Origin of the sequence: Rhodococcus sp. H-CA8f, from assembly GCF_002501585.1 — a bacterium.
Classification (GTDB): Bacteria; Actinomycetota; Actinomycetes; order Mycobacteriales; family Mycobacteriaceae; genus Rhodococcus_F; species Rhodococcus_F erythropolis.
The window spans coordinates 5,200,004-5,222,095 of record NZ_CP023720.1 but is presented as its reverse complement, the minus strand read 5'-3'; the positions used below and the strand labels follow the sequence as shown (position 1 = coordinate 5,222,095).

19 protein-coding genes are annotated in these 22,092 nt (G+C 62.4%); 12 read left to right on the top strand and 7 right to left on the bottom strand.

Features of this window, described 5'->3' with window-relative positions:
• Position 1: 1 nt before the first annotated feature.
• Both CPI83_RS24310 and CPI83_RS24305 read left to right on the top strand, forming a co-directional pair.
• Positions 2 to 718 (top strand): response regulator transcription factor, encoded by a 717-nt coding sequence (locus tag CPI83_RS24310; protein WP_007734368.1) that lies wholly within the window; start codon positions 2 to 4, stop codon positions 716 to 718.
• The gene (locus CPI83_RS24305; protein WP_097387836.1) at positions 715 to 2,166 is read left to right on the top strand and encodes a HAMP domain-containing sensor histidine kinase; all 1,452 of its coding nucleotides are present in this window, start codon (positions 715 to 717) and stop codon (positions 2,164 to 2,166) included. The genes CPI83_RS24310 and CPI83_RS24305 overlap by 4 nt, the downstream gene beginning before the upstream one ends.
• Positions 2,167 to 2,190: 24 nt before the next feature.
• Here CPI83_RS24305 and CPI83_RS24300 read toward each other — a convergent pair whose 3' ends face one another.
• Entirely contained in the window at positions 2,191 to 3,501 is a 1,311-nt protein-coding gene (locus CPI83_RS24300) for an alanine racemase (protein WP_047889257.1), read from the bottom strand.
• A gap of 47 nt (positions 3,502 to 3,548) precedes the next feature.
• A complete protein-coding gene (locus CPI83_RS24295) occupies positions 3,549 to 5,024 on the bottom strand; it encodes an amidohydrolase family protein (RefSeq protein WP_020906335.1) in 1,476 nt (491 codons plus the stop codon).
• Positions 5,025 to 5,227: 203 nt separating this feature from the next.
• On the opposite strand from CPI83_RS24295, the gene CPI83_RS24290 reads away from it, so the two are divergent.
• The 7 genes from CPI83_RS24290 (at position 5,228) to CPI83_RS24260 (ending at position 13,409) form a co-directional block, all read left to right on the top strand.
• On the top strand, positions 5,228 to 6,073 hold the full coding sequence (locus CPI83_RS24290; protein WP_019747026.1) for a M55 family metallopeptidase: 846 nt from the start codon (positions 5,228 to 5,230) through the stop codon (positions 6,071 to 6,073).
• A gap of 208 nt (positions 6,074 to 6,281) precedes the next feature.
• Positions 6,282 to 7,562, top strand: a complete 1,281-nt coding sequence (locus CPI83_RS24285) for an MFS transporter (RefSeq protein ID WP_097387835.1) — start codon at positions 6,282 to 6,284, stop codon at positions 7,560 to 7,562.
• Between the two features lie 14 nt (positions 7,563 to 7,576).
• Positions 7,577 to 8,434: a tryptophan 2,3-dioxygenase family protein gene (locus CPI83_RS24280; RefSeq protein WP_019747028.1), complete on the top strand. Its 858-nt coding sequence runs from the start codon at positions 7,577 to 7,579 to the stop codon at positions 8,432 to 8,434.
• 160 nt (positions 8,435 to 8,594) lie between these two features.
• Positions 8,595 to 9,689: a M20 family metallopeptidase gene (locus tag CPI83_RS24275; RefSeq protein ID WP_097387834.1), complete on the top strand. Its 1,095-nt coding sequence runs from the start codon at positions 8,595 to 8,597 to the stop codon at positions 9,687 to 9,689.
• A gap of 2 nt (positions 9,690 to 9,691) precedes the next feature.
• On the top strand, positions 9,692 to 10,630 hold the full coding sequence (locus tag CPI83_RS24270) for a GNAT family N-acetyltransferase (protein ID WP_003945514.1): 939 nt from the start codon (positions 9,692 to 9,694) through the stop codon (positions 10,628 to 10,630).
• Positions 10,627 to 11,742, top strand: coding sequence for an o-succinylbenzoate synthase (gene menC / locus CPI83_RS24265; protein WP_031332867.1), 1,116 nt, complete (start codon positions 10,627 to 10,629; stop codon positions 11,740 to 11,742). Before CPI83_RS24270 ends, menC begins: the two co-directional genes overlap by 4 nt.
• Before the next feature lie 47 nt (positions 11,743 to 11,789).
• Positions 11,790 to 13,409 (top strand): helix-turn-helix domain-containing protein, encoded by a 1,620-nt coding sequence (locus CPI83_RS24260; RefSeq protein WP_020968527.1) that lies wholly within the window; start codon positions 11,790 to 11,792, stop codon positions 13,407 to 13,409.
• A gap of 71 nt (positions 13,410 to 13,480) precedes the next feature.
• Here CPI83_RS24260 and CPI83_RS24255 read toward each other — a convergent pair whose 3' ends face one another.
• The 3 genes from CPI83_RS24255 to CPI83_RS24245 all read right to left on the bottom strand — a co-directional run bounded on the left by CPI83_RS24255 (position 13,481) and on the right by CPI83_RS24245 (position 15,870).
• Positions 13,481 to 14,377 (bottom strand): serine hydrolase, encoded by an 897-nt coding sequence (locus CPI83_RS24255; RefSeq protein WP_020906342.1) that lies wholly within the window; start codon positions 14,375 to 14,377, stop codon positions 13,481 to 13,483.
• Between the two features lie 190 nt (positions 14,378 to 14,567).
• Positions 14,568 to 15,203 carry a ScbR family autoregulator-binding transcription factor gene (locus CPI83_RS24250; protein ID WP_097387833.1) on the bottom strand — a complete coding sequence of 212 codons (636 nt, stop codon included), beginning with the start codon at positions 15,201 to 15,203 and terminating at the stop codon, positions 14,568 to 14,570.
• 238 nt (positions 15,204 to 15,441) lie between these two features.
• Positions 15,442 to 15,870 carry an HIT family protein gene (locus tag CPI83_RS24245; RefSeq protein ID WP_019747035.1) on the bottom strand — a complete coding sequence of 143 codons (429 nt, stop codon included), beginning with the start codon at positions 15,868 to 15,870 and terminating at the stop codon, positions 15,442 to 15,444.
• Positions 15,871 to 15,972: 102 nt separating this feature from the next.
• Here CPI83_RS24245 and CPI83_RS24240 point away from each other — a divergent pair, with 102 nt between their 5' ends.
• Positions 15,973 to 17,199 (top strand): dolichyl-phosphate beta-glucosyltransferase, encoded by a 1,227-nt coding sequence (locus CPI83_RS24240; protein WP_232816939.1) that lies wholly within the window; start codon positions 15,973 to 15,975, stop codon positions 17,197 to 17,199.
• On the top strand, positions 17,196 to 19,346 hold the full coding sequence (locus tag CPI83_RS24235; protein WP_097387831.1) for a glycosyltransferase family 39 protein: 2,151 nt from the start codon (positions 17,196 to 17,198) through the stop codon (positions 19,344 to 19,346). Before CPI83_RS24240 ends, CPI83_RS24235 begins: the two co-directional genes overlap by 4 nt.
• An 85-nt stretch (positions 19,347 to 19,431) precedes the next feature.
• On the opposite strand, the gene CPI83_RS24230 is transcribed toward CPI83_RS24235, so the two are convergent.
• Positions 19,432 to 20,736, bottom strand: a complete 1,305-nt coding sequence (locus CPI83_RS24230; protein WP_097387830.1) for an HNH endonuclease signature motif containing protein — start codon at positions 20,734 to 20,736, stop codon at positions 19,432 to 19,434.
• A gap of 200 nt (positions 20,737 to 20,936) precedes the next feature.
• On the opposite strand from CPI83_RS24230, the gene CPI83_RS24225 reads away from it, so the two are divergent.
• Positions 20,937 to 21,185 (top strand): hypothetical protein, encoded by a 249-nt coding sequence (locus CPI83_RS24225; RefSeq protein ID WP_229757029.1) that lies wholly within the window; start codon positions 20,937 to 20,939, stop codon positions 21,183 to 21,185.
• A 259-nt stretch (positions 21,186 to 21,444) separates the two neighbouring features.
• Here CPI83_RS24225 and CPI83_RS24215 read toward each other — a convergent pair whose 3' ends face one another.
• A complete protein-coding gene (locus tag CPI83_RS24215; protein ID WP_097387829.1) occupies positions 21,445 to 22,092 on the bottom strand; it encodes an ATP-binding cassette domain-containing protein in 648 nt (215 codons plus the stop codon).

Below are 22,092 nucleotides of genomic sequence, written 5' to 3'. Positions count from 1 at the left end.
GATGGTTCTCGTGACCGACAAGACCCCCGAAGCCCGCATCCTCGTCGTCGACGACGAACCCACCATCGTGGAGTTGCTCTCCGTGAGCCTCCGATTCCAGGGTTTCGAGGTGGCGACTGCTTCGAGCGGAGCCCAAGGCCTGGACGTCGCACGGACATTCCGTCCCGACGCGATTGTTCTCGACGTCATGATGCCCGGGATGGACGGCTTCGGTCTGCTCCGACGTCTCCGTGCCGACGGTGTGGACGCACCGGTCCTGTTTCTGACGGCGAAGGATTCGCTCGACGACAAGATCAGCGGCCTGACCCTCGGCGCGGACGACTACGTGACCAAGCCGTTCAGCCTCGAAGAGGTCGTGACGAGGTTGCGGGTCATCCTGCGCCGCGCCGGCCGCGGGGTCGCACCGGAGCAGTCGCCGCGGGTGAAGTTCGCCGACATCGAACTCGACGACGACACCCGCGAGGTCTGGAAGAAGGGCGAGTTGGTTGCACTCTCACCCACCGAGTTCACACTGCTCCGATACTTCATGGTCAACGCCGGGACGGTTCTCAGTAAGCCTCGAATTCTCGACCACGTCTGGAACTACGACTTCGGCGGGGAGGTCGGAGTTGTCGAGTCCTACGTGTCCTACCTGCGGCGCAAGGTGGATACGGGGGAGACGCCGCTGATTCACACATTGCGTGGGGTCGGCTACGTGATGCGTGAACCGCGGCAATGATCGCCGCCGCGGAAAGCGACCAACTGCAGAAGAGAGGTCGTTTCCGTCTCCATTCACTGCCGCTGCGTTTCACCCTGGTTGCGGCCTTGCTGGTGTTGGCGGCGCTGGGTCTGTTGGCGTCTGGCGTCGCGGTCACTTCTGCTCTCGAGAATTCACTGACCCAGCGAACCGACAAAACGCTGTACGAGGCGGTCGACGGCTGGGCAAAGCCGCACACCAGAGATTTGCAGCCACCCAGCGATGTCGGTCCGCAAACTCGTCCGCCCAGTCCCTTCTTCGTTCGGACGGTGACCCCGGACGGGAAGGTGTTCACTCTCAACGACAAGTCGACGACAACCGAACCCGACCTGTCGAAAGATTCCACCGACGGCCCGATCACCGTCGGATCGAGCGACGGTTCGGACGTGAACTGGCGCGTGCTCACGACGGTTCGCGACGGCACGACCACGACTATCGGTGTGCGACTGACGGATATCGAACAGACCGTCGACGACCTGGTCGGCCTGCAACTCGGCATCGGCCTGGTTGTCCTGCTGATCTTGGGCGGCGGAGCGTATTTCGTGGTTCGTCGGAGCCTTCGTCCGCTGGTCGAGGTTGAGGAAACTGCCGCTGCCATTGCCGCCGGCGACCTTCATCGACGGGTCCCGGAGCGTGACGACCGCACCGAGGTCGGCCGATTGTCGGTGGCGCTCAACGGAATGCTCGCGCAGATTCAACACGCATTTGCCGCGACCGAGGCTTCGGAGGAATCAGCACGGCGTTCCGAGGAGAAGATGCGTAGGTTTGTCGGCGACGCGAGCCACGAGTTGCGCACACCCTTGACGACTATTCGTGGGTTCGCCGAGTTGTATCGCCAAGGCGCCATGACGGATACGGAAACGCTGATGAACCGGATCGAGGGCGAGGCGTCGAGGATGGGACTTCTGGTCGAAGATCTTCTCATGCTGGCAAGACTCGACGAACAGCGTCCACTCGAGAACAAGCCAGTGGATCTGCTTGCAGTTGCGGCGGATTCGGTACAGGCGGCACGAGCGATCGCACCGGATCGAACTGTCGAACTTCAGATGACCGGCGGCCCAGGCCTGCCCGAAGTGCAGGGTGACGAGGCCAGGCTGCGTCAGGTAGTTGCCAATCTGGTGGGCAACGCGATCAAACACACTCCGCCGGATGCGCAGGTCACCGTTCGTGTCGGTACGACCGAGAACTCCGCGGTGGTCGAGGTTTCGGATACCGGTCAGGGTTTGAGTGACGAGGATGCCGCGCGGATCTTCGAGCGTTTCTACCGCGCCGACACCTCTCGCACCCGTGAGACCGGGGGCGCCGGTCTCGGCCTGTCCATCGTTTCGGCTTTGGTTGCAGCGCACGACGGAACCGTCAGCGTCGAGACCTCCCTCGGGCAGGGGACGACGTTCCGCGTCGAATTGCCGCGTGACCCGAAGGACGACTGACGCCGGATTACCGCAACCGGCCCCTCAGAAGTAGGTGTGCACCGTGCCGACGACGCGGTAATCCGAATCGACCTCGGGAATCAGTGACCACTTGTCGAACGTGGTGCAGGGATGCGAGATTCCGCAACCGAGCAGATCGCCGACCTTCACGTCGAAGTCAGCCGGAACGTCGACGTACGCGTGCTGGTCGTTGAGCGCGGTGATGGTCAGTTCTCGCGCTGGTCGGTTGGATCCGTCGCGTCGGCGCCACAGGACTATGGGAAAGCCTGCGTCGGAACCGACATCGCGGCGGCCGAAGCCCAGGATCACCCGTCCGGGTTCAGGTATTGAGAGCACTACGCCCCAGACCTCTGCGGCTCCCTGCAGAGTTCGTGGTCCGTCTGCCCATGGCGAAGTCTCGGCATAGAGACCGTGATCGTGAGTGATGTAGCAACCGCTGCGCAGCACGACGCGTACACCGTTGTCGAGTGCCCACCGGCCGGCCAGCTCGCGTACAACCAGATCGTGAAACGCACTGCCGCCGAAAGTGACCAGTGGCCGGGGAGCCTTCGCGGAGTTGTTCTCGAACAGGTTCTCGGCAACACAGATTTCCGTGAAAACCCGCGCGGATTTGAGATACGAATCGACGGAGATACGGCGGGCTGCTACCGAGGCTCCGGGCATCATGCCCTCGAACCCCTCGACTCCGGTGAGAATCAACGAAGGTGCCTGCGATGCTGCGCGTGCGACGTCGAGTGCTTGCTCGACAGTGCGAGCGCCCGCGCGTCCGCTGTCGTAGCCGAGTTCGACGAGAACCCGGATACGGCTGGCCGGTGAGACTTTCGCGATCAACTGTTCCATCAGGCGGACGCTCTCGACCGAGTCCACGAGGGTGGTGACGAAGAAATCGGGGTCGGTGGCCTGGGCGTCGCAGATCCACCGAATGCCGGCGGGATCGAGAACCTGGCTGGCGATGATGATGGTGTCCACACCGAACTCACGCAGAATGCGTGCCTGCGCAACGGTTGCCGCCGTCATCGCCCAAGCCCCGGCGTCGAGTTGCCGACGAACCAGTTCGGGGCTCATCGTGGTCTTCGCGTGGGGCGCCAGATCCACATCGTGATCGGAGCAGAACTGCGCCATGAGGTCGACATTGTGCGCGATCGCTGCACGATCGAGTGTCATCACGGGTAGCAGGAGGTTGCCGTCGAGCGCAGAGATCCCCAGTGGCTCCAGGTCGGAGCCGTCGCGACCTTCGAGGTCGGTGCCGAATGCCTTGTGCTGCCAACCGATCGGGGGGTTCGCGAAATCCGTCATGGCATCGATTGTGCCGTTGATTGCAGACGATGTGTTCATGTGTGGTGACTTTCTGTCAGAACTATGCAGGTCAGAACGAGATCCGGCTATGAGCGGCGTACCGGGCGACCGGGCAACGCGTCCTGGACCACGGCACCGCCTTCGACGACGGGTACGCCGCCGACCAGCACGCGGCTGATTCCGGTGGAGGGACGGGTGCCGTCGATGTAGGTGGCGTTGTCGGTGATTCGCTCGGGGTCGAAAACGAGGATGTCCGCGTCGCTACCGGGGCTGATCCGACCTTTCGTCGCCATCGAGGGAACCGACTCCTCCAGAATCTGCGCGGGGATCAACGAGCAGCGCGCGATGATCTCCGACAGCGACAGCAGTTGACGCTCGCGGTACAGCGTACGAATCGCTCGCGCATAGGTGCCGGCGCCGCGTGGGTGGCCGAGTGCCTTCTCCGGCAATGGCCACTGCAACGCATCGGCAGCGGTACGGCCTGGCCAGGTCAGTGGCATCGCGTCGCTCGCGATGGCGGCACGGTCGAAAGTCATCGCGCGTTCGAGGAACTCGCGCTGCACGGTGTCGTTCTCGTCGAGGAACTCCACCAGTACCAGTCCGCCGGGGTCCGTTGCCCGAAGATGTTCCAGCTGCTTGCGGTCGGCGATACGTTCACCGGTGGGCACGAAAGTCAGCGATCGTGGTGTCAGATTCATCAGATGCAGCTTGTCTGGATCGAGAAACGCAGCTCCGACGGCCGTCGAGCCTGACCCGTACGGATACGCCTCGGTCGTGACGCGAGATCCGGCTGCCTGGACCTGAGCCACCACGGACAGTGCATGGTCGACGTGCATTCCCGAGGTGCTGTTGACGTGGCAGTAGTGCATGTGCGCGCCGGTTTCGGCTGCTGCACGGGCGATTTCGACGGCGCCGTCCACCGGGCTCGACGGATCGGCCGAGATGAGTGGGCGCGCATGGGTGTAAGTGGGAACTCCGGCTCGGGCCGCGAGATCCGCCACCTGCAGGTACTCGGCCGGATCGGATTTCGGGGCGTATCCGACCACCACGCCGATGCCGAGAGCGCCTGCAGCGAGATCGTTTTCGAGGAGTTCGAGAATGTGGGCGCGCTGGGAGGCAGTGGGTTCGCCCTGCCAGCTCGGGGAACCGACATGATGCAAGAGAGTCCTGATGTCGCCATCGGGATCGGCGCCCGAGAGTTCGATCATGCGGGCGTGCGCCCACGACGTCGCGTAGCCGTAGTTGATCGGGCGCCCCTCGGCACCGGCACGCGCATATGCCTTCGCAACAGGAATGACGCCTGCCTCCAGTTCGAGGGCCGTCGTCACTCCGTCCAACGCTTGAAGTCGCTGCTCGGCGATTTCCTGTCCGTGGCTGTGCAGGTCGATGAATCCGGGGCAGATCACCTGACCGGTCACGTCGATCGTCTGCCGAGCCTCGATCGCGTCGTGACCCCACGCCGAGACCTTGCCGTCGGTGATCGCGATGCCCCGAACCTCGTCGGTCCCCGATGCGGGATCGACGACGCGGCCGCCGGTGAACACGATGTCGTGGACCTGCATCAGCGCTGCACTCCTGTCGTTGGTCGAACCGCCTGGCCCGGCGAATGTCCCGATGGTTTCACGGCTCGGGTATCGGATTCTGGTGTGAACGTCCCAAATGGAGGCCGACTCACCGTTCGACCGGACAAGAAACGAATGCAGTCGAGTGTGAAGGTGAAAGCGAAGTTATCAATTCAGCCGATTGAGATCGATGGAGGACAGGAATGCACGTCTATATTTCGGTGGACATGGAGGGTATCGCGGGTATCGCGACGCTCGATCAGACGATCCGCGGCGGTGGCGGCTACCACCGTGCGCAGATGCTCATGACTGCCGAGACCAATGCTGCGATCGCCGGTGCGTTCGACGCCGGTGCGACGAGCGTCCTGGTCAACGACAGCCACGGAACGATGGACAACCTGCTTCACGCCGATCTGGATCCACGGGCGCGCCTGATCTTCGGATCACCCAAGATGCAGTGCATGGCCGAAGGAATGACGTCGGATCACGACGTCGCCCTGTTTGTCGGCTATCACGCACCAGCTGGTGGACCCGGCGTCTTGGCGCACACGTTCTCGAGTTTGTTCGCCGACGTCCGCCTCGACGGCAAGTCCGTCTCCGAGACCGACGTCAACACCCTCTACGCTGCCACCCAGGGCGTTCCCGTCGGTCTCGTGACGGGTGACGACATCATCTGTGGCTTGGTGGACGCGGCCTCGCCGACAACCGAGACCGTCGAGGTCAAGAAGGCACACGGATGGTCGGCAACCAATTCGCTGCCGCCGTCGCTGGCGTGCGAGCAGATCCGAGCAGGCGCCGAGCGCGCAGTGCGCAAGGCCGACACACTGAAGCCGGTCGAGCTGCGTGACGAATGGACCCTCGAGATCGTTCACCCCACCACTACGGGAGCTGAACTCGCCGAGGCTGTTCCCGGCTCACGACGGATTTCGGATCGTACGATTTCGCACACACTCGGCAGCGTCGACGACATTCTCGGCCTGATCACTGTCAATGCTCGGCTTGCAGCCGCAGGCGTCTCGACGATCGTGGCAGTCGCCAATCGCACGTGATGAAGTAGCGACTCCATCGCGAAATGCCGCCGACGCCGTGTGCGTCGGCGGCATTTGTCATCTACTGGGGCAGAACATGTTCCGACCGACCAAACGTTGCTTCAGGTATTGGTGAAACGGACCAATGCGGTAGACGTGTTCGCTGTCACACTTCATCAGTCTTTTCAATGTTCTAGTCCATGCGGCACAAGACAATTCGGGAGGCTTGATGAAGGCGGAACGCGTCACGGTGGAAGAATCATCGCGGGGGACCGGCGGTTCGGTTCGAAACATGGTGGACAACAAGTCGATTCGTCGCACGACCACCGTTACGGTGGGGCTGCTCAGTACTATCTGGTTGATCGACATGGTGGATCGCGTCATGATCGGGCTTGCGCTTCCGATGATCGGCGACGAATTCTCGCTCAGCAGTACGCAGTTGGGTGGTGTGGTTTCGGTCTTCGCGATCTTCTACATGCTCGGGCAGGTCCCCGGCGGAATGTTGGCCGACCGCTTCGGACCCAGGCCACTGTTGATCGTTGCTTTGATCCTGTGGTCGGTGTTCACCGCGTTGACAGGGTTCGCGTGGGGTCTCATCTCGCTGATGGTCATGCGTGCGATGTTCGGTATCAGCCAGGGGCTCTTTCCGGCGGCGTCGTTCAAGGCTTTGGCTGAGCGGACGCGTCCGAAAACCAGAGCGACCGCGATGGGTTTCATGCTCGGCGCCAACAACCTCGGCCCCGGCGTCGCACCGCTGATCATCGCGCCGGTCCTCATGGCCGTGGGGTGGCGTGACGCGTTCTGGCTGGTGGCGATCGTCGGCGCTGTGATCGGCACGGTGGTGTGGTTGGTGCTGCCGGCACCGTTGGACACGGACATCTCGGAAGATCCTGAGGCTGCGCTGCAACCTCTGGCGAGCGAGCACTCTCGCGCCGCGGTGTTCAAGTCCGCGTCGGTGTGGAAGTTCGCAATTCTGTTCTGCCTGGCCAACATGTCCGCGTACGGTCTGATGACCTGGGTGCCGAGTTATCTGCTCAACGACAAGGGACTCTCGCTGATCGACACGGGAATCTTTGCCGCGATCCCTTTCATCGTCACGGCGCTGGCAACGATTGTGGGCGGGCGGTTGGTGGACAAGTACTTCCACGACCGGGCTCGGATTCTTCTGGTTCCGTGTATGGCCACGTCGGCAGTCCTGTTGTTCCTGATGACCACCGCTGACACCGTCGCGATGTTCACGTTCTACGAGACGTTGGCTCTAGGCATCAGCGGTCTGTGTTCGATGTCGATCTTCGCGATGCCGTTGCGGGCACTTCCTTCCGAATTCCTCGGTTCCGGAATGGGTTTGATCAACGGTTGTGGTCAGTTCGCCGGTTTCATCACCCCGCTCGTGATGGGATGGATGGTGGACCAGTTCTCGTACATGGCTGCATTCGGAGTCCTGGTCGGAGCGACGAGCGCTGCCGCATTGGTGGCCATGATCGTTCCGCAGACCCCGGCGAAATTCTGAGAAGGAGACTGAAGATGTCGGCAACGGACGGCACACGAAAGATCGAAGACGACGTCGTCACCGATTTTTCCGAGAAGATGAGTTACGGGGCCTACCTCGGACTCGATACCCTCCTGGATTCGCAGCATCCGGTGAGCGAGCCGGAACACCACGACGAACTCTTGTTCATCATTCAGCACCAGACCAGCGAGTTGTGGCTCAAGCTGTTTCTCCACGAGATACGGGCGGCCAGAGCAGCGATCGCTGCCGACGACATTCGGGTCGCATTCAAGCGGATCGCACGCGTCAAACACATCCAGGCCACTCTGACCGAACAGTGGTCCGTGTTGGCGACACTGACGCCGGCGGAGTATGCGGAGTTCAGGGGCGTTCTCGGCAACTCGTCGGGGTTCCAGTCGTACCAGTACCGCGCCGTGGAATTCGTGCTCGGAAACAAGAACGCCGGCATGCTGAAGGTGTTCGAATCGGATCCGTCCGCCCATCGATTGTTGGAGACCCTGCTCGGAGAGCCGACGCTGTACGACGAGTTCTGGCGGTACCTGTCCAGGCAGGGGTACGACGTTCCGGCGTCGGCTCTCGAACGAGACGTCAGCGCGCCCTACGTGCGAAACGACGAGCTGATTCCGCTGGTCAAGGCAATCTACGAGAACGTCGAACAGCACTGGACGGCGTACGAGGCATTCGAGGAGTTGGTCGACCTCGAGGAGAGCTTTCAGCTGTGGCGGTTCCGGCATCTTCGGACCGTGCTGCGGGTGATCGGCATGAAGAAGGGGACAGGCGGTTCGAGTGGTGGTGCCGGGTTCCTGCAACGTGCGCTGGAGTTGAGCTTCTTTCCCGAGCTGTTTGCCGCCCGAACCGAGATCGGTACCTGACACACCTGCTTGATGACACCCAGTTGCTTGTCACACCCAGCTGTTCGTGACACACGACGAATCCGAGCCCGAAGGACAGGAGTCTTGGACAAGATCCGACAGGGTCGCTTCGGCCAAGCTTGACTGCGAAGTTGCAAGTCGGTGACAGGAGAGCGTCGGAGTGGACAAGAAATCAATGGTGGCGGACCTGGCGGCGCTGGTAACCGCCGAGTCGCCCAGTTCCGACCTCAGCGCAGTCGATGCATGTGCGGACGTGGTGGCCGACATCGGCGAACGCCATCTCGGAAGCGCCCCCGAACGTATCCGTATCGACGGACGCCAGCACTTGCGTTGGTCGTTCGGCGCGGAGCCGAAGGTGATGCTCCTGGGCCATTTCGACACCGTCTGGCCGCTCGGAACGCTCGCGGAGTTGCCCTGGTCGGTCACCGACAACATCGCCACCGGACCCGGAGTCTTCGACATGAAGGCCGGCATCGTCCAGCTCTTCCATGCGCTCGCATCGCTTCCGTCGCTCGACGGGGTGGTCGTGCTCCTCAATTCCGACGAGGAAATCGGCTCCCCGACCTCACGCGCACTGATCGAGGAGCAAGCCCGTCAGGTCGACGCTGTGCTGGTCCTCGAGGCCGCCGCCGACGGCGCGGTGAAGACCGCGCGCAAGGGTATGTCGCTGTACTGCGTCGACATCGAGGGACGCGCTGCACACGCCGGACTGGAACCGGAGCGAGGTGTGAACGCCGTAGTTGAGCTCGCACATCAGATTCAGGCCGTGGTGGAGCTCGCGGACCCGGCGGCGGGAACGTCGGTGGTGCCGTCCGTGATCAGTGGCGGAACCACGACCAATACCGTTGCAGCGCAAGCGCAACTGTGGTGTGACGTTCGCATGTGGTCCGCGAAGGAACAGGAACGCATCGACCGTTCGATCCGTGCGCTGACACCGGCGCTGGCCGAAAGCCGAATCTCGGTGTCCGGAGGACCCAACCGCGGACCACTGGAATCAGTGTCTTCGGAGAAGCTGTACTTTCTCGCTCACCAGGTCAGCAGTGAGAGCGGGTTGGGAATGCTTCGCGACTGCGCCGTCGGCGGTGCGTCGGACGGAAATTTCACTGCCGCAGTCGGGACTCCCACGTTGGACGGCCTCGGTGCCGTCGGCGGTGGTGCCCACGCAGCGACAGAACACGTAGAGATAGATCAGATGATCCCGCGCGCCACCTTGTTGGCCGGTCTGGTGACTCGAATCCTGGAGGGAGGACTGTGACGATGACGTCGCCGAACAATGTCCAACGCAAGACCGTTCAACCATTCGGAGGTGTATCGCCTTCACGGATGCGGCAAGCAATCAGCCAGGCCGAGCAAGCCGCTCTGCTTGCATGTGTGACTATCGAAACCGTCACCGGGCATGCCGAGTTGGAACAGGTATTCGGTCTGTTCGAGAAGGTATGGCAGCCGGAGAGCGGCAACCCTCCCGTCCATCGGGACATGATGAAAGCGCTCGCGCACTCCGGTAACTACGTCGCCGGCGCTTTTCGTGGCGGAGATCTGATCGGCGGCTCGGTTGCATTCTTCGAGGAACCGCAACATCGTTCGTTGCATTCACACATCACGGGGATCCTGCCGAACGTGCAGAACGGGCACATCGGCCTCGCGTTGAAACTGTTCCAGCGAGCGTGGGCACTGGAACGAGGAATTCTCCACGTGCGGTGGACTTTCGACCCGCTCGTCGCTCGCAATGCCTACTTCAACGTCTCGAAACTCGGTGCGTTCCCGATCCAGTATCTGCCGCGTTTCTACGCGCCGATGAACGACAGTCTCAACGGCGGCGCAGACAGCGACCGATTGCTGATCGACTGGGAAATCGGTAGCAGCAAGGTTTCCGACGTCGTCGCCGGTTCGGGAGAGGTCCCGACTCCTGAGTCGTTGGGAGCGAGCGAACTGTTGTCGATCTCCGAAGCCGGCCTGCCCGTGTTGAAGTCGACCAAGAATCGATTCGTCACGGTGGCTACACCGAATGACGTGTACACACTGCGTAAGTCGGACCCGGCGGCAGCGAACGACTGGCGCCTGGCAGTCCGCGAGACTCTCGGGGGTGTGCTCGCCGAGAACGGAGTGGTTCTCGCAGTCACCAGGACCGGAAAATATGTACTGGACCGTGCGCCGGGAACACAGGCAGGCAGGACAACAGCGGAGGTTACATCGTGAAGATCGACGGAGTTGAATTACGCCGGGCAGCAATGCCGTTGAAGGCGCCGTTCCGAACCTCGTTCGGCACGGAGACCACCAAGGACGTGTTGTTCGTCAAGGTCGTCACCTCGGAGTCGGCGGGCTGGGGCGAGTGCGTTGCGATGTCCGAGCCTCGCTACTGCTCCGAATACACGGACGGCGCCGCCGAAGTCCTTCGTAAGTTCCTGATTCCGTCTCTGGGCGAACTCACCGATCCCGACGTGCACGCACTGAGCGCGACGATGGAACAGTTCGCCGGACACCCCATGGCCAAAGCGGCACTGGAAACCGCATTTCTCGACGCCGAGTTACGGGCCGCCGGGACGAGCATGTCTTCGTACCTGGGTGCAGTAGTCGATCGCGTACCTGCGGGTGTTTCGGTGGGTATCAAGAATTCGATCGACGAACTGCTCGAAGAGGTAGGCGGGTTCCTCGACGCCGGATACCTGCGCATCAAACTGAAGATCGAACCGGGCTGGGACATCGAGCCGGTTCGCGCAGTCCGCGAGAGGTTCGGCGACGACGTACTCCTCCAGGTCGACGCGAACACCGCGTACACCCTGGCTGACGCGCGCCATCTCCAGCGGCTCGACGACTTCGACCTCCTGCTGATCGAGCAGCCGCTTCCCGAAGAGGAACTGCGTGGCCACGCCAGGCTGGCCGAGATGATGCGGACGCCGGTCTGCCTCGACGAGTCGATCACCTCCGCGAAGGTCACCGCCGACGCTCTGGCAATCGGTGCGTGCAGCGTGGTGAACATCAAACCGGGACGTGTGGGCGGTTATCTGGAATCGCGTCGTATCCACGACGTCTGCAAGGCCAACGGAATTGCCGTGTGGTGCGGCGGAATGCTCGAGACCGGAATCGGCAGGGCTGCCAACGTCGCCCTTGCCGCGCTCCCCGGATTTGTCCTACCAGGCGATACGTCGGCTTCCGACCGGTACTTCGCCGAAGACATCACCGAGCCGTTCGTACTCGACAACGGTTACGTGAAGGTTCCGGAAGGGCCGGGCATCGGCGTCGAACCGATCCCTGACCTGCTCGAAGCAATCACCACGTCGGTCGAATGGATCGGCATGGATCGGCTTTGACGAATCACTATGACACACTTCGTTCACAGGACGAAGGAGTGATAGACGTGGGCACCGTACGACCTCGCATCAGTTTGGTGCGGCTTCTCGAAGACGTGGGAACTACGGTGCTGAACCCGGTTGTCGGCGACCCGGAGGCGGTCCAGGAGATCGCCTCGGTGGTCATTCACGACCCCGACGACGACTCACCCTCGACACCGGACTCCATGGTGCTGCTCGTCGGCATCACCGGAGGCGAACGTATCGCGGAGTCCGTGGCCGGCCTGGCCGAGCGCGGAGTACGCGTGGTGGTCGCGCGAGTGACCACCGAGGTCAGCGATGCCGACCGTGAATCCATCATCTCCTCCGGCGTTGTCGTATTGACCTTGGCGCGTGGAGTTTCGTGGGTTCAGCTCACAAGCCTGCTTCATTCGGTGCTCTCGGCACGGAACGAAGTCGGGCACATCCACTCGCGCGGAGGTGGACCGGCCGGCGATCTGTTCGCTTTCGCCAACGCCGTCAGCGCACTTCTGGATGCGCCGATCACGATCGAGGACCGAAGCTCACGGGTCATCGCCTTCTCCGGACGTCAGGAAGAAGGTGACGGTCCACGTATCGCGACCGTTCTGGAGCGCCAAGTTCCTGACCAGTACATTCGAGTGCTCGAAGAAGCGGGAGTCTTCGACCGGCTCTATCGCAGCGATGATCCGGTGTGGGTTTCGGCCGAGACCCTCGGTACAAAAATGGGTCGTATCGCCGTGTCCATCAGAGCCGGCGACGAGTTCCTCGGCTCCATGTGGGTGGCAACCGGTGAGCCGATGTCCGAGGACCGGATGCGTGCACTGCGCGATTCGGCCGGGTTGATTGCACTGCAGATGTTGCGGTTGCGCGGCGGCGCCGACGCCGAGCGTCGACTGCGCGCAGACCTGATCGCAACCCTTCTCGACGGTGGATCCGGTGCGGTCGACGCGATGAATCGCCTCGGCCTCGGGACCGGTCCCGCACTCGTGATGGCATTGGGCCGCAGGTCTTTCGAAGGATCGTCGAAGCCGGACGACGCAGCCCATGTGGTGCGGCTGACCGACGCTCTGGCCATGCACCTGGGCGCGGTCCATTCGCAGTCGGCTGCTGCTCTGGTCAACGGAACCGGCTACGCGGTGCTGTCAGTGCGAGGGCATTCCCCGGCAGAAGCCGAGCTACAGGCGTTCCGTGTGGCCTCGGACTTCCTGGACCGAACCGGAGCGTCCGGCGACACGATCATCGGGATCGGCCGGGTCGTGACCAGACCGGCGCAGCTGAGCCGATCGAAGCGCGACGCCGAACATGCCCTCGAAGTGTTGTTGGCGGGACGAGCGTCGGGCAGCGTCGCCACCTTCAGTAGCGTCCACGTCGATGCCATCCTGTTGGAGATCGCGTCGGAAGCTGCAGCCGAAGGGTTCTCGGACCTCGGACCCATCGAGGCGATCGCCAGCCACGACGCAGCTCATGCGACCTCGTTCGTCGACACCCTCGATGCGTGGCTCAACGCCTTCGGTGACGTCGGTGACGCCGCGGCGTCATTGCACGTACACCCCAACACCTTTCGGTATCGTCTCAGCAAGTTGAAGGGTATGGCCGCGTTGGATCTGGACGATCCCAACGTCCGCTTCCGGTTGATGGTGCATCTTCGTCTGCGCGGTCCACGCTAGCTCGAAAGCCGAAAAATGCGGGTCGCACTGATTTCTCAGCGCGATCCGCATTCTTTGTCAGTGGGTTCAGATCAGCTGTTGTTGCGAAGTGCTTCGACAGCGATGCGGCCGACGGTTCCGATGGAGGCGTCGATCTTCGGGGCGCGGTGGGTGAGCTCGTGGGACTTGGTGAAGACACCGACGGCGTAACGCTTGCCATCCGGGTACGCCACGACGCCGGCTTCGTTTCGTACCAATCCCAGCGTTCCGGTCTTGGCGGCGACAGTGACCTCGTCGGGGAAACCGGACGAAAGGCGATGCGGCCAGACCTGCTTGCTCATGATGGTTCGGACTTCTTCACACGCCGATGCGGGGCCGGCTTCGTCCCTCCAGATTGCAGCCAGCAACATTGTGATCTCACGAGGAGTGCTGGAGTTGGAGCGGGCCGGATCCATGACGGAAATTGTCCGAAGAATTTCGATGGGCGGCATTTCCAGCAAGGTGCCCTTGTCGACACCGAGGTCGTCGTAGACCGATTTGAACAGACCACGGCAGTCACGGACCAAGTTGGTCTTCTCCAAACCGAGCCCGCGCAGCGTTGCGACGATGTTGTCGAGTCCGAGGCGTTCGTACAAGAAATCCGTGGCGGCGTTGTCGCTGAAGCTCATCATGAGCAGAGCGAGATCTCGCCAGCTTGCGGTCACGTCGTCGGCGCAGCCGCCGATACCGATGCCGCCGGAGCGGAACTCGGCGGTCACCGTGGCGTGCTCGGTCGGATCAAGGGTGCCGGCCGCTACTTCACGGGCGTACTGGAGTACAACAGGAATCTTGAAAACGGAGGCGAGGATGACACCTTCGTCAGCGCCGTAGCCGAACTCTTCGCCGGAATCGATGTCGCGTGCGTGGACGAACGCATCGGTCTTCGCTTCGGCGAGAACAGCAGCGATCTCCTGCTGTGCGCTCTCAACGTACGTGGCGGTTTCGGTCATTCGAGAAGCCCTTTCGTCGGTATCCGTATATCTGGGTTATTCGTGGATCTGACGATAGTGAGTCGACGACGGGGGGTCTTGTACGAATCGACGAAGGTTGGCGCACGGTTCGGTGCTGATACGCCGAATCAACCGATTGTCAGGGTGTTCCGGGGGTCAGGGTGTTCCGGGGGTCAGGGTGTTGCGGGGGTCAGGACGCATAAGTTTCGAGGCGACGTCCGACCAGGTCGGCGACGTCGGTCCGACGCTTGTCCGAGACCACGCCTGCCAACAGGATGGTGAACAATTCGTCGATACGGTCGTTCAAATCGCTTCGTCTGGTGAGCACGTTCGAAACCAGTTGAATGCCGGTGAATGCCGAGATCGCCACGCGACCCACCGATTCCGGCTCCACGTCGTCGCGGATGTCGCCTTCGAGCTTCGCGGCCTCGGCCAGTTTTCGAAGCTCGCGGATCCACACGACGTACGGGCCTTGCGAACCGTCGGCAGAGGCCAATTCGAGGGTAAGTCGGACTCCCGCACGAACAATCGGGTCCGCGACGAGTTGGCGGCCCATCTCGTGGCACACCATGACGAGCTGTTCCAGTGCCGGTGCGCCCGTGGCTGCAACTGCGGTGAAGGCAGTGATCGACATCTGGTGCTGTTCTTCGATGACCGCCTGAGCCAATTCGTCTTTGGACGAGAAGTGGAAATAGACCGCGCCCTTGGTCATCTGCGCCGCGGACACGATGTCATTCATGCTCGTGCTGCCGTACCCCGTGACTTCGAACCGATCAGCAGCGCCTTGAAGAATCTGTCGGCGACTGATCTTGGCACGTTCCTGCATTGCTCCCTTGTCCTCCGACTGTTAACACGTGAACCAGTTTTAGGGCCCTAGGTCCCGGACCAGCGCCCCACGGTAGCAGCGAATCTCGTGCTCGCGCGACAGCGCGAAACGGACTGTTCGGTGTGCAATCGCAGGTCACGGTCGGTAGGAGTGACAAATGCGACCGCCGCAACCTCCGTTGGAGGCTGCGGCGGGGAGTCCAGTTATCGGCCAGCGAAATTCGGTCGAAGGTACGGGATCAACGAGTCGAGACAGTTGCCTCGAAGCCGAGGTCGCGTAGCGCCGACTTGAGTTTGGTCTGCGCCTCGTCGAGAGATTCGGGTGACGGCGAAGTATCGGCGCCACTGATGTCGAAGTTCCCCATGTCGTATGCGGGGAAGACATGAACGTGAAGATGCGGAACTTCCAGACCTGCGATGAGGAGACCCGCCCGAGGCGCGTCGAACGCCTTCCGCACAGCCTGACCCAGGGTGCGGGCAACCGCGGTGACCTTGGCAAAGAGTTCAGGATCCACGTCCTGCCACTGATCGACCTCGGCTCGCGGTACCACGAGTACGTGGCCCTGCGTTACCGGCGCAATGGTCAGGAACGCGACAACGTCGTCGTCCTCCCACACGAAACGTCCTGGTAGATCTCCGTTGATGATGGCGCTGAAGACTGAAGGCATACCCCGAGATTAGCCCGCGTCCGGTTGCCAGGAAACTCCCAGGCTGGACGCAGGTTCGTCGGAGCCGGCCCGACAAATCTAGGACGCATGACGACAGAAGCCATGCAGACCGCGGGCAGCACGGACGCAGGGGAGCTTTCCGCGACGACTGTAGTGCTGGACGTGGTCGTCCCGGTATACAACGAAGAGGCCGGCCTGGAGACGTGCGTGCGGCGCCTGCGCCGGCATTTACGCACACAGGTGCCATTCTCTGCACGAATTACCATCGCGGACAACGCCAGTGTCGACGGCACGTTGGCACTCGCACGTTCCCTCGCCGAAGAATTCGACGACGTCCGGGTCGTCCACCTGGATGCGAAGGGCCGTGGTCGAGCACTGCGGCAGGTGTGGAGCGACTCCGATGCCGACGTGGTCGCGTACATGGACGTCGACCTCTCCACCGATCTCAATGCCCTGATGCCGTTGATTGCTCCGCTGCTCTCCGGCCACTCGGACATCGCCATCGGTTCCCGGTTGGCACGTTCGTCGCGCGTGGTACGCGGCCCCAAACGCGAGTTCATCTCACGTAGCTACAACCTCATCCTCCGAAGCGCACTGCATGCTCGCTTCTCCGACGCTCAGTGCGGATTCAAAGCCATGCGAGTCGATGTTGCGCGGCAACTACTTCCGCTGGTGGAGGACACCGGGTGGTTCTTCGATACCGAATTGCTCGTGCTGGCCGAGCGAGCGGGCATGAGGATTCACGAGGTCCCCGTCGACTGGGTGGACGATCCGGACAGTCGGGTGGACATCATTGCCACCGCAGTTGCCGACCTCAAAGGTGTGGTCCGAGTCGGGCGAGCACTGTCGACCGGTTCCCTTCCCTTGACTGAGCTCAGAGCGAGTTTCGGACGTGAACCACTGGTTCCCGGAGTCCCTCGCGGAATGGTCGGGCAGCTCTCGCGCTTTGCCGTGGTGGGAGTCATTTCGACACTCGCGTACGCACTGCTCTACCTCGCACTGCACTCGGTGATGGGTGCGCAGTGGGCCAACGCCGTCGCATTGCTGGTGACCGCGGTATTCAACACCGCCGCCAATCGAGCCTTCACCTTCGGGATCCGCGGGTCGGAAGGATCCGCCCGTCACCAGATGCAGGGCCTGCTCGTGTTCGGGTTCGGTCTACTGCTCACCAGCGGATCGTTGTTCGTTCTCGACGTCATGGCGCCCGACGCGTCCAAGCACGTGGAGCTTGCCGTACTCGTCATTGCCAATCTTGTTGCCACAGTGAGCCGATTCGTCGCGCTGCGCTGGGTTTTTCGCACTGCACAATCCGTAGGAGCCAATCGATGACCGCCACTGCAGAGACACTCGCCGCGCCGCTGCCTGCGCCGGAACCGCAGCGTCAGGTGCGCTGGGAACCGTGGGCGCTCGGAGTGTTGTTGGTGGGTACCGGAGTCGCCTACATCTGGGGCCTGGGCGCGTCCGGATGGGCCAACTCGTTCTATGCTGCTGCGGTCCAGGCAGGTTCGGTGTCGTGGAAGGCCTTCTTCTTCGGTTCCTCGGATGCTGCCAACTCGATCACCGTCGACAAGCCGCCGATGTCCCTATGGTTGATGTCGCTGTCGGTTCGCATCTTCGGACTCAATTCCTGGGCGATGTTGGTGCCGCAGGCACTCCTCGGAGTCGGATCGGTTGCGCTGTTGTGGGGAACGGTTCGACGGTATTTCGGTGCGGCCGCCGGCCTCATCGCCGGCTTGGTACTTGCGCTCACACCCGTAGCGGCGCTGATGTTCCGGTTCAACAACCCGGATGCCCTGCTGGTGCTCCTGATGATCGCAGCAGTGTGGGCGATGATGCGCGCCGTGCAGGACGGTCGCACCCGCTGGCTGGTGTTGGTCGGTATCTTCTGCGGATTCGGTTTCCTGACAAAGCAATTACAGGTCATGTTGGTAGTTCCACCGCTGGCGCTCACCTATCTGATCGCCGGACCGCCGAAACTGGGTAAGCGCGTACTCCAACTGTTCGCGGCACTGGGCGGACTGATCGTCTCCGCCGGATGGTGGTTGGCAATCGTCGAACTGTGGCCGGCCGACTCACGTCCGTGGATCGGTGGTTCGCAGAACAATTCGATTCTCGAACTGACGCTCGGCTACAACGGGCTCGGACGCTTGAGCGGCAACGAGACCGGAAGCGTCGGCGGCGGCGGAATGCGCGGTGCTGGTGATGCTGCGGCCGGTGCTGCTGCGGGAGGCTTCCCCGGAATGGGCGAGGCCGCAGGCGGTATGGCAGCGGGAGGCATGGCACCAGGTCGTGGCGCCGGTGGCGGTATGTGGGGGAGTACCGGCATTACCCGACTGTTCGAATCTGCCCAGGGCGGACAGATTGCCTGGTTGATTCCTGCTGCACTGATACTTCTGGTGGCTGGAATCGTGCTGCGAGGCAGGGCTCCCCGCGCTGACACACAGCGCGCTTCATTCATCGTCTGGGGACTGTGGCTGTTGGTGACCGGATTGACCTTCAGTTTCATGGCGGGAATCTTCCACGCTTACTACACCGTTGCGCTGGCGCCGGCGATCGCCGCACTGATCGGTTCAGGATCCGTATTCGCTTGGCGTCATCGTGACGTCCTCTGGGTTCGCCTCGTTCTGGCAGTGTCGTTGGCCGCAACCGTCGCGATGGCGTGGGTACTGCTCGGACGCTCGCCTTCGTTCGTACCGTGGCTTCGCTGGGCGATTCTGGTCGTCGGCATCGTCACAGCCGTGGCAGTGCTGATTCCGGCAGCGACGCGAGGTCGATTGGCTGTGGCAGTGATTCTCGCGGCGATCTTCACCGGTCTGGCGGGTCCGACTGCGTACGCGATCGACACGATCAACACTCCGCATACCGGTTCCATAGTTTCGGCCGGACCGAGCGTCGAAGGTGGAATGGGCGGGCCCGGCGGTGGACGCGGAGGATTCGGAGGATTCGGCGGCACGGCTGACGGCGGGAACCGTCGGGCTGACGGGGCTGGGACCGGAACGCCGGGAACGCCCCCTGCCGGAATGGGTCAGATACCCGGTGGTGCAACAGCTCCGGGTACCACCACATCGACCACCGACGGAACGCGGGGCGCAATGGGCGGCGGCGCAGCCGGTGGTTTGCTTCAGGGCAGCACACCGGGAGCCGCGGTCGTGTCCACCCTCGAAGAGAACTCCGACCAGTTCACGTGGGTAGCCGCGGCAATCGGGTCGAACAGCGCATCGGGCTATCAGCTTGCGACGCAGTCACCGGTCATGGCTATCGGAGGGTTCAACGGGAGTGATCCGTCCCCGACACTCGCGCAGTTCCAGCAGTACGTGTCAGAGGGCAAGATTCACTTCTTCATCGCCGGCGGTGGGATGGGTGGCGGTATGAACGCCGAAGGTACCGCTACCGCGATCTCGACGTGGGTGACCGAAAACTTCACCGCCACAACGGTGGACGGAGTAACCCTCTACGACTTGACGGTTGGGGGCTGACCAACATGAACGCACGCCAGGTCCGCATCGGAGGTGCTCCCCCCGATGCGGACCTGGCGTGAAGTTGTATGTCTGAGGTTCGTCCTCAGGTTTTGAAGGTGGTGTTCGCCGGCCGCGGGTGCTGCTGCGGGTCGATCGAGGGTGGTGGGATGAACCAGGGTTTGTTGTCGACGCCGATGCGGATTACCCATTTTCCGACGAAACCCGATTTCCGGTGCATCAGCCGGTGATGTGAACGGCACAGTAGGACAAGGTTGTTCATCACGGTCGGGCCGCCGTTGGCCCAGTGCCGGATGTGGTGTGCGTCGGTCCAGGCGGGCACGCATGTGCAGCCGGGGAAGGCGCAGCCTTTGTCTCGGGCGATCAGCGCCACTCGCTGTTCGGCGGACACTAATCGCTTTCCGGGTTTCGCATCGAGCGGTGCGCCGTGGTCGTCGAGCAGTACGGTGGAGAGGAAGCAGTCGCAGCCGAGGAGTCTCGTCTGCGAGACGGACAGTGGCCCCAGCCAGGGCATGTGCCCGACATCAAGATCCGACACAGCCACTCCACTACCAGAAGTAGCGGGTGCGGCTGCGCAGTCCCGATGCTCAGCGAGGTCGCGGGCGTTGATGTGCACGTTCACGTGCGGACGCTGACCACCATCGAAACCGGTCTTCGCGCAATCCAAATACCGGCGGATCAGTTCGGTGAACCCATCCGCAGTCCGCTTCGCCGCCGACCGAGAATCCGGGGTTCCATCCGGTGCCGGGGTGGGCATCGTCAGATTCGACAACGCCGACAACAACATTTCCCCGGTGAGAGCATCGAAATCCCCGCGCACCACCACCCGACCATTCAACGTCGACGCGATCCGCAACTCATTCCGATCCACATCCTCGGCGGGCGGAACCTCATCGGACTCGAACACTCGCTCCAAGGTCGCGATCACGTTCCGCACCTTCGTGGTCGTGGCCTCCACCCCCGACGCGGCAGCCAACAACAAATCGATACAGCGAGGGAGCGCTTCCTCCGGCATGCCCTTCGGTGGTGATTCGCAGAACGCCACGATCAACACGGCATGATCGAAGGAGCAGTCCCCGCCATCGAACCGGGCCGCCACCGCCGGAAACGGCCGCAGCGCAGCCCCCAGGGCGGCGATCTTCTTCCCGTCCCGAACCTGCAGCATCGTGTTTGCCGCCAACCAGCAACCCACCCCGCGGCTGGCAATCACCTGATCATCAGGACGCATCGAGAGTTCGTCCACCACCGCCACACGAACAGCCTCGAGACGAAGAATCTCCGCACTCGCCTCGATAGCGGCAGCACGCAACTCAGAAGCAGACAGCTGCCACAGGCGTCCGCGCAACCCCACCGCAGAACCCGAAACCACGTCCGACAGATAGACACTCATTGAATCCCCCGATCCCCACCCAAAACAATACTCGAACACGCGTTCGAGTCAAGCGTCAATTTTGTTGGGCTGGGGTGTGTTGCTCGAGGTGGCAGATGAGACTGGTATGGCCGTGCGTCCTCGGGTCGATGAGAGAATGAAGCGTGCCTGATCGACCTGAGATTGTCTGTATTTGCGGCTCTGTGCGATTCGCTGAAGAGATGCGGGAGGCGAACCGCGACCTGACGTTCGCAGGCGTGATCGTCGTCGCGCCGGGCGAAGCAGACGAGGCGATCTCTGTCGAGCAGAAAACGCTGCTCGACGCGCTTCACCTGCGCAAGATCGACCTGGCTGATCGGGTGCTGGTCGTCAACCCACGCGGATACATTGGCGAGTCCACGCGCCGAGAGATCGCGTACGCGCGCGCCACCGGCAAACCAGTGTCGTTCACGGCGCCGTTTGATCAGTAAGCGCCTCGTTGGTGCAGGCGGCAAGGAAGATCCCAGGCAGAGTTGCGAGTGTTGCAGGAGAGTCGGTGGAGCGCGCTCCCGTCCGGAACCGCCACGCAGTCGGTTCGAACACCGTGCGCCGATCTACGGGCGGTTGACCGGTCGCCTTCACCTTCGGGAGCAACGGACCGATCACCTCCCCCGCCTCATCCGAAATCGCATCACGCAAAACGCATAAACACTCGCCCGTGAACTACCGGATCAGGATTGGCAACACGCTCTAAGCGCGAATGCCGTCGAGGTCGTGGACCACGTCGCAGCAGGCGCCGAGCAATTCGCGATCATGGCTGATGAGTAATACGCCGACGCCGGTTTCGGTGGCGCGACTCTCGATCAACCGAATGAGCGCGGCCGTCGTGGCGGCGTCGAGCATCGCCGTCGCCTCGTCACAGATGAGGTATTTCGGTTGTTGCGCCAGCGATCTCGCTAGACAGGCGCGCTGCAGTTGGCCGTCGCTCACCTGGTGGGGTCTACGGGACAAGAGATCGGGAGTGAGGCCCACTTCTGCTGCCAGTGCGACCACATCGATTGTCCTACCGGCAATATCGCCGGGTTGACCGATGATCGAGGCGAGCGTCTGCCGAGGGTCGGTTGATGCGCGAGGTGACTGAAACAGCATGGCCACCGTCCCGCGCAGTGCCGCGGATACCGAGAATTTGGTACCCACGACGGGTGATCCGTCGATTCGCACCTCGCCTGACCACGGTGCATCCAACGAGGCGAGAATCCTTGCAAGTGTTGATTTTCCGGTGCCAGAAGGCCCGGTCAGGCCGATCAGCCTTCCCGGCGGAATTTCGAGCGAGACGTTCTCGAGCACCGGTCGGTTCCGGTGGTAACCGCTGGTAATTCCCAGAGCTTGCAAACTCAT

What these genes read in the sequence shown, in the direction of transcription:
- CPI83_RS24250 (WP_097387833.1), bottom strand. Translation starts at nt 15,203, where the DNA reads ATGCAGGAACGTGCCAAGATCAGTCGCCGACAGATTCTTCAAGGCGCT.
- CPI83_RS24290 (WP_019747026.1), top strand. Translation starts at nt 5,228, where the DNA reads ATGCACGTCTATATTTCGGTGGACATGGAGGGTATCGCGGGTATCGCG.
- CPI83_RS24280 (WP_019747028.1), top strand. Translation starts at nt 7,577, where the DNA reads ATGTCGGCAACGGACGGCACACGAAAGATCGAAGACGACGTCGTCACC.
- CPI83_RS24300 (WP_047889257.1), bottom strand. Translation starts at nt 3,501, where the DNA reads ATGAACACATCGTCTGCAATCAACGGCACAATCGATGCCATGACGGAT.
- CPI83_RS24235 (WP_097387831.1), top strand. Translation starts at nt 17,196, where the DNA reads ATGACCGCCACTGCAGAGACACTCGCCGCGCCGCTGCCTGCGCCGGAA.
- CPI83_RS24305 (WP_097387836.1), top strand. Translation starts at nt 715, where the DNA reads ATGATCGCCGCCGCGGAAAGCGACCAACTGCAGAAGAGAGGTCGTTTC.
- CPI83_RS24310 (WP_007734368.1), top strand. Translation starts at nt 2, where the DNA reads ATGGTTCTCGTGACCGACAAGACCCCCGAAGCCCGCATCCTCGTCGTC.
- CPI83_RS24225 (WP_229757029.1), top strand. Translation starts at nt 20,937, where the DNA reads ATGCGGGAGGCGAACCGCGACCTGACGTTCGCAGGCGTGATCGTCGTC.
- CPI83_RS24215 (WP_097387829.1), bottom strand. Translation starts at nt 22,092, where the DNA reads ATGAGTTTGCAAGCTCTGGGAATTACCAGCGGTTACCACCGGAACCGA.
- CPI83_RS24295 (WP_020906335.1), bottom strand. Translation starts at nt 5,024, where the DNA reads ATGCAGGTCCACGACATCGTGTTCACCGGCGGCCGCGTCGTCGATCCC.
- CPI83_RS24270 (WP_003945514.1), top strand. Translation starts at nt 9,692, where the DNA reads ATGACGTCGCCGAACAATGTCCAACGCAAGACCGTTCAACCATTCGGA.
- CPI83_RS24255 (WP_020906342.1), bottom strand. Translation starts at nt 14,377, where the DNA reads ATGACCGAAACCGCCACGTACGTTGAGAGCGCACAGCAGGAGATCGCT.
- CPI83_RS24285 (WP_097387835.1), top strand. Translation starts at nt 6,282, where the DNA reads ATGAAGGCGGAACGCGTCACGGTGGAAGAATCATCGCGGGGGACCGGC.
- CPI83_RS24230 (WP_097387830.1), bottom strand. Translation starts at nt 20,736, where the DNA reads ATGAGTGTCTATCTGTCGGACGTGGTTTCGGGTTCTGCGGTGGGGTTG.
- CPI83_RS24245 (WP_019747035.1), bottom strand. Translation starts at nt 15,870, where the DNA reads ATGCCTTCAGTCTTCAGCGCCATCATCAACGGAGATCTACCAGGACGT.
- CPI83_RS24240 (WP_232816939.1), top strand. Translation starts at nt 15,973, where the DNA reads ATGCAGACCGCGGGCAGCACGGACGCAGGGGAGCTTTCCGCGACGACT.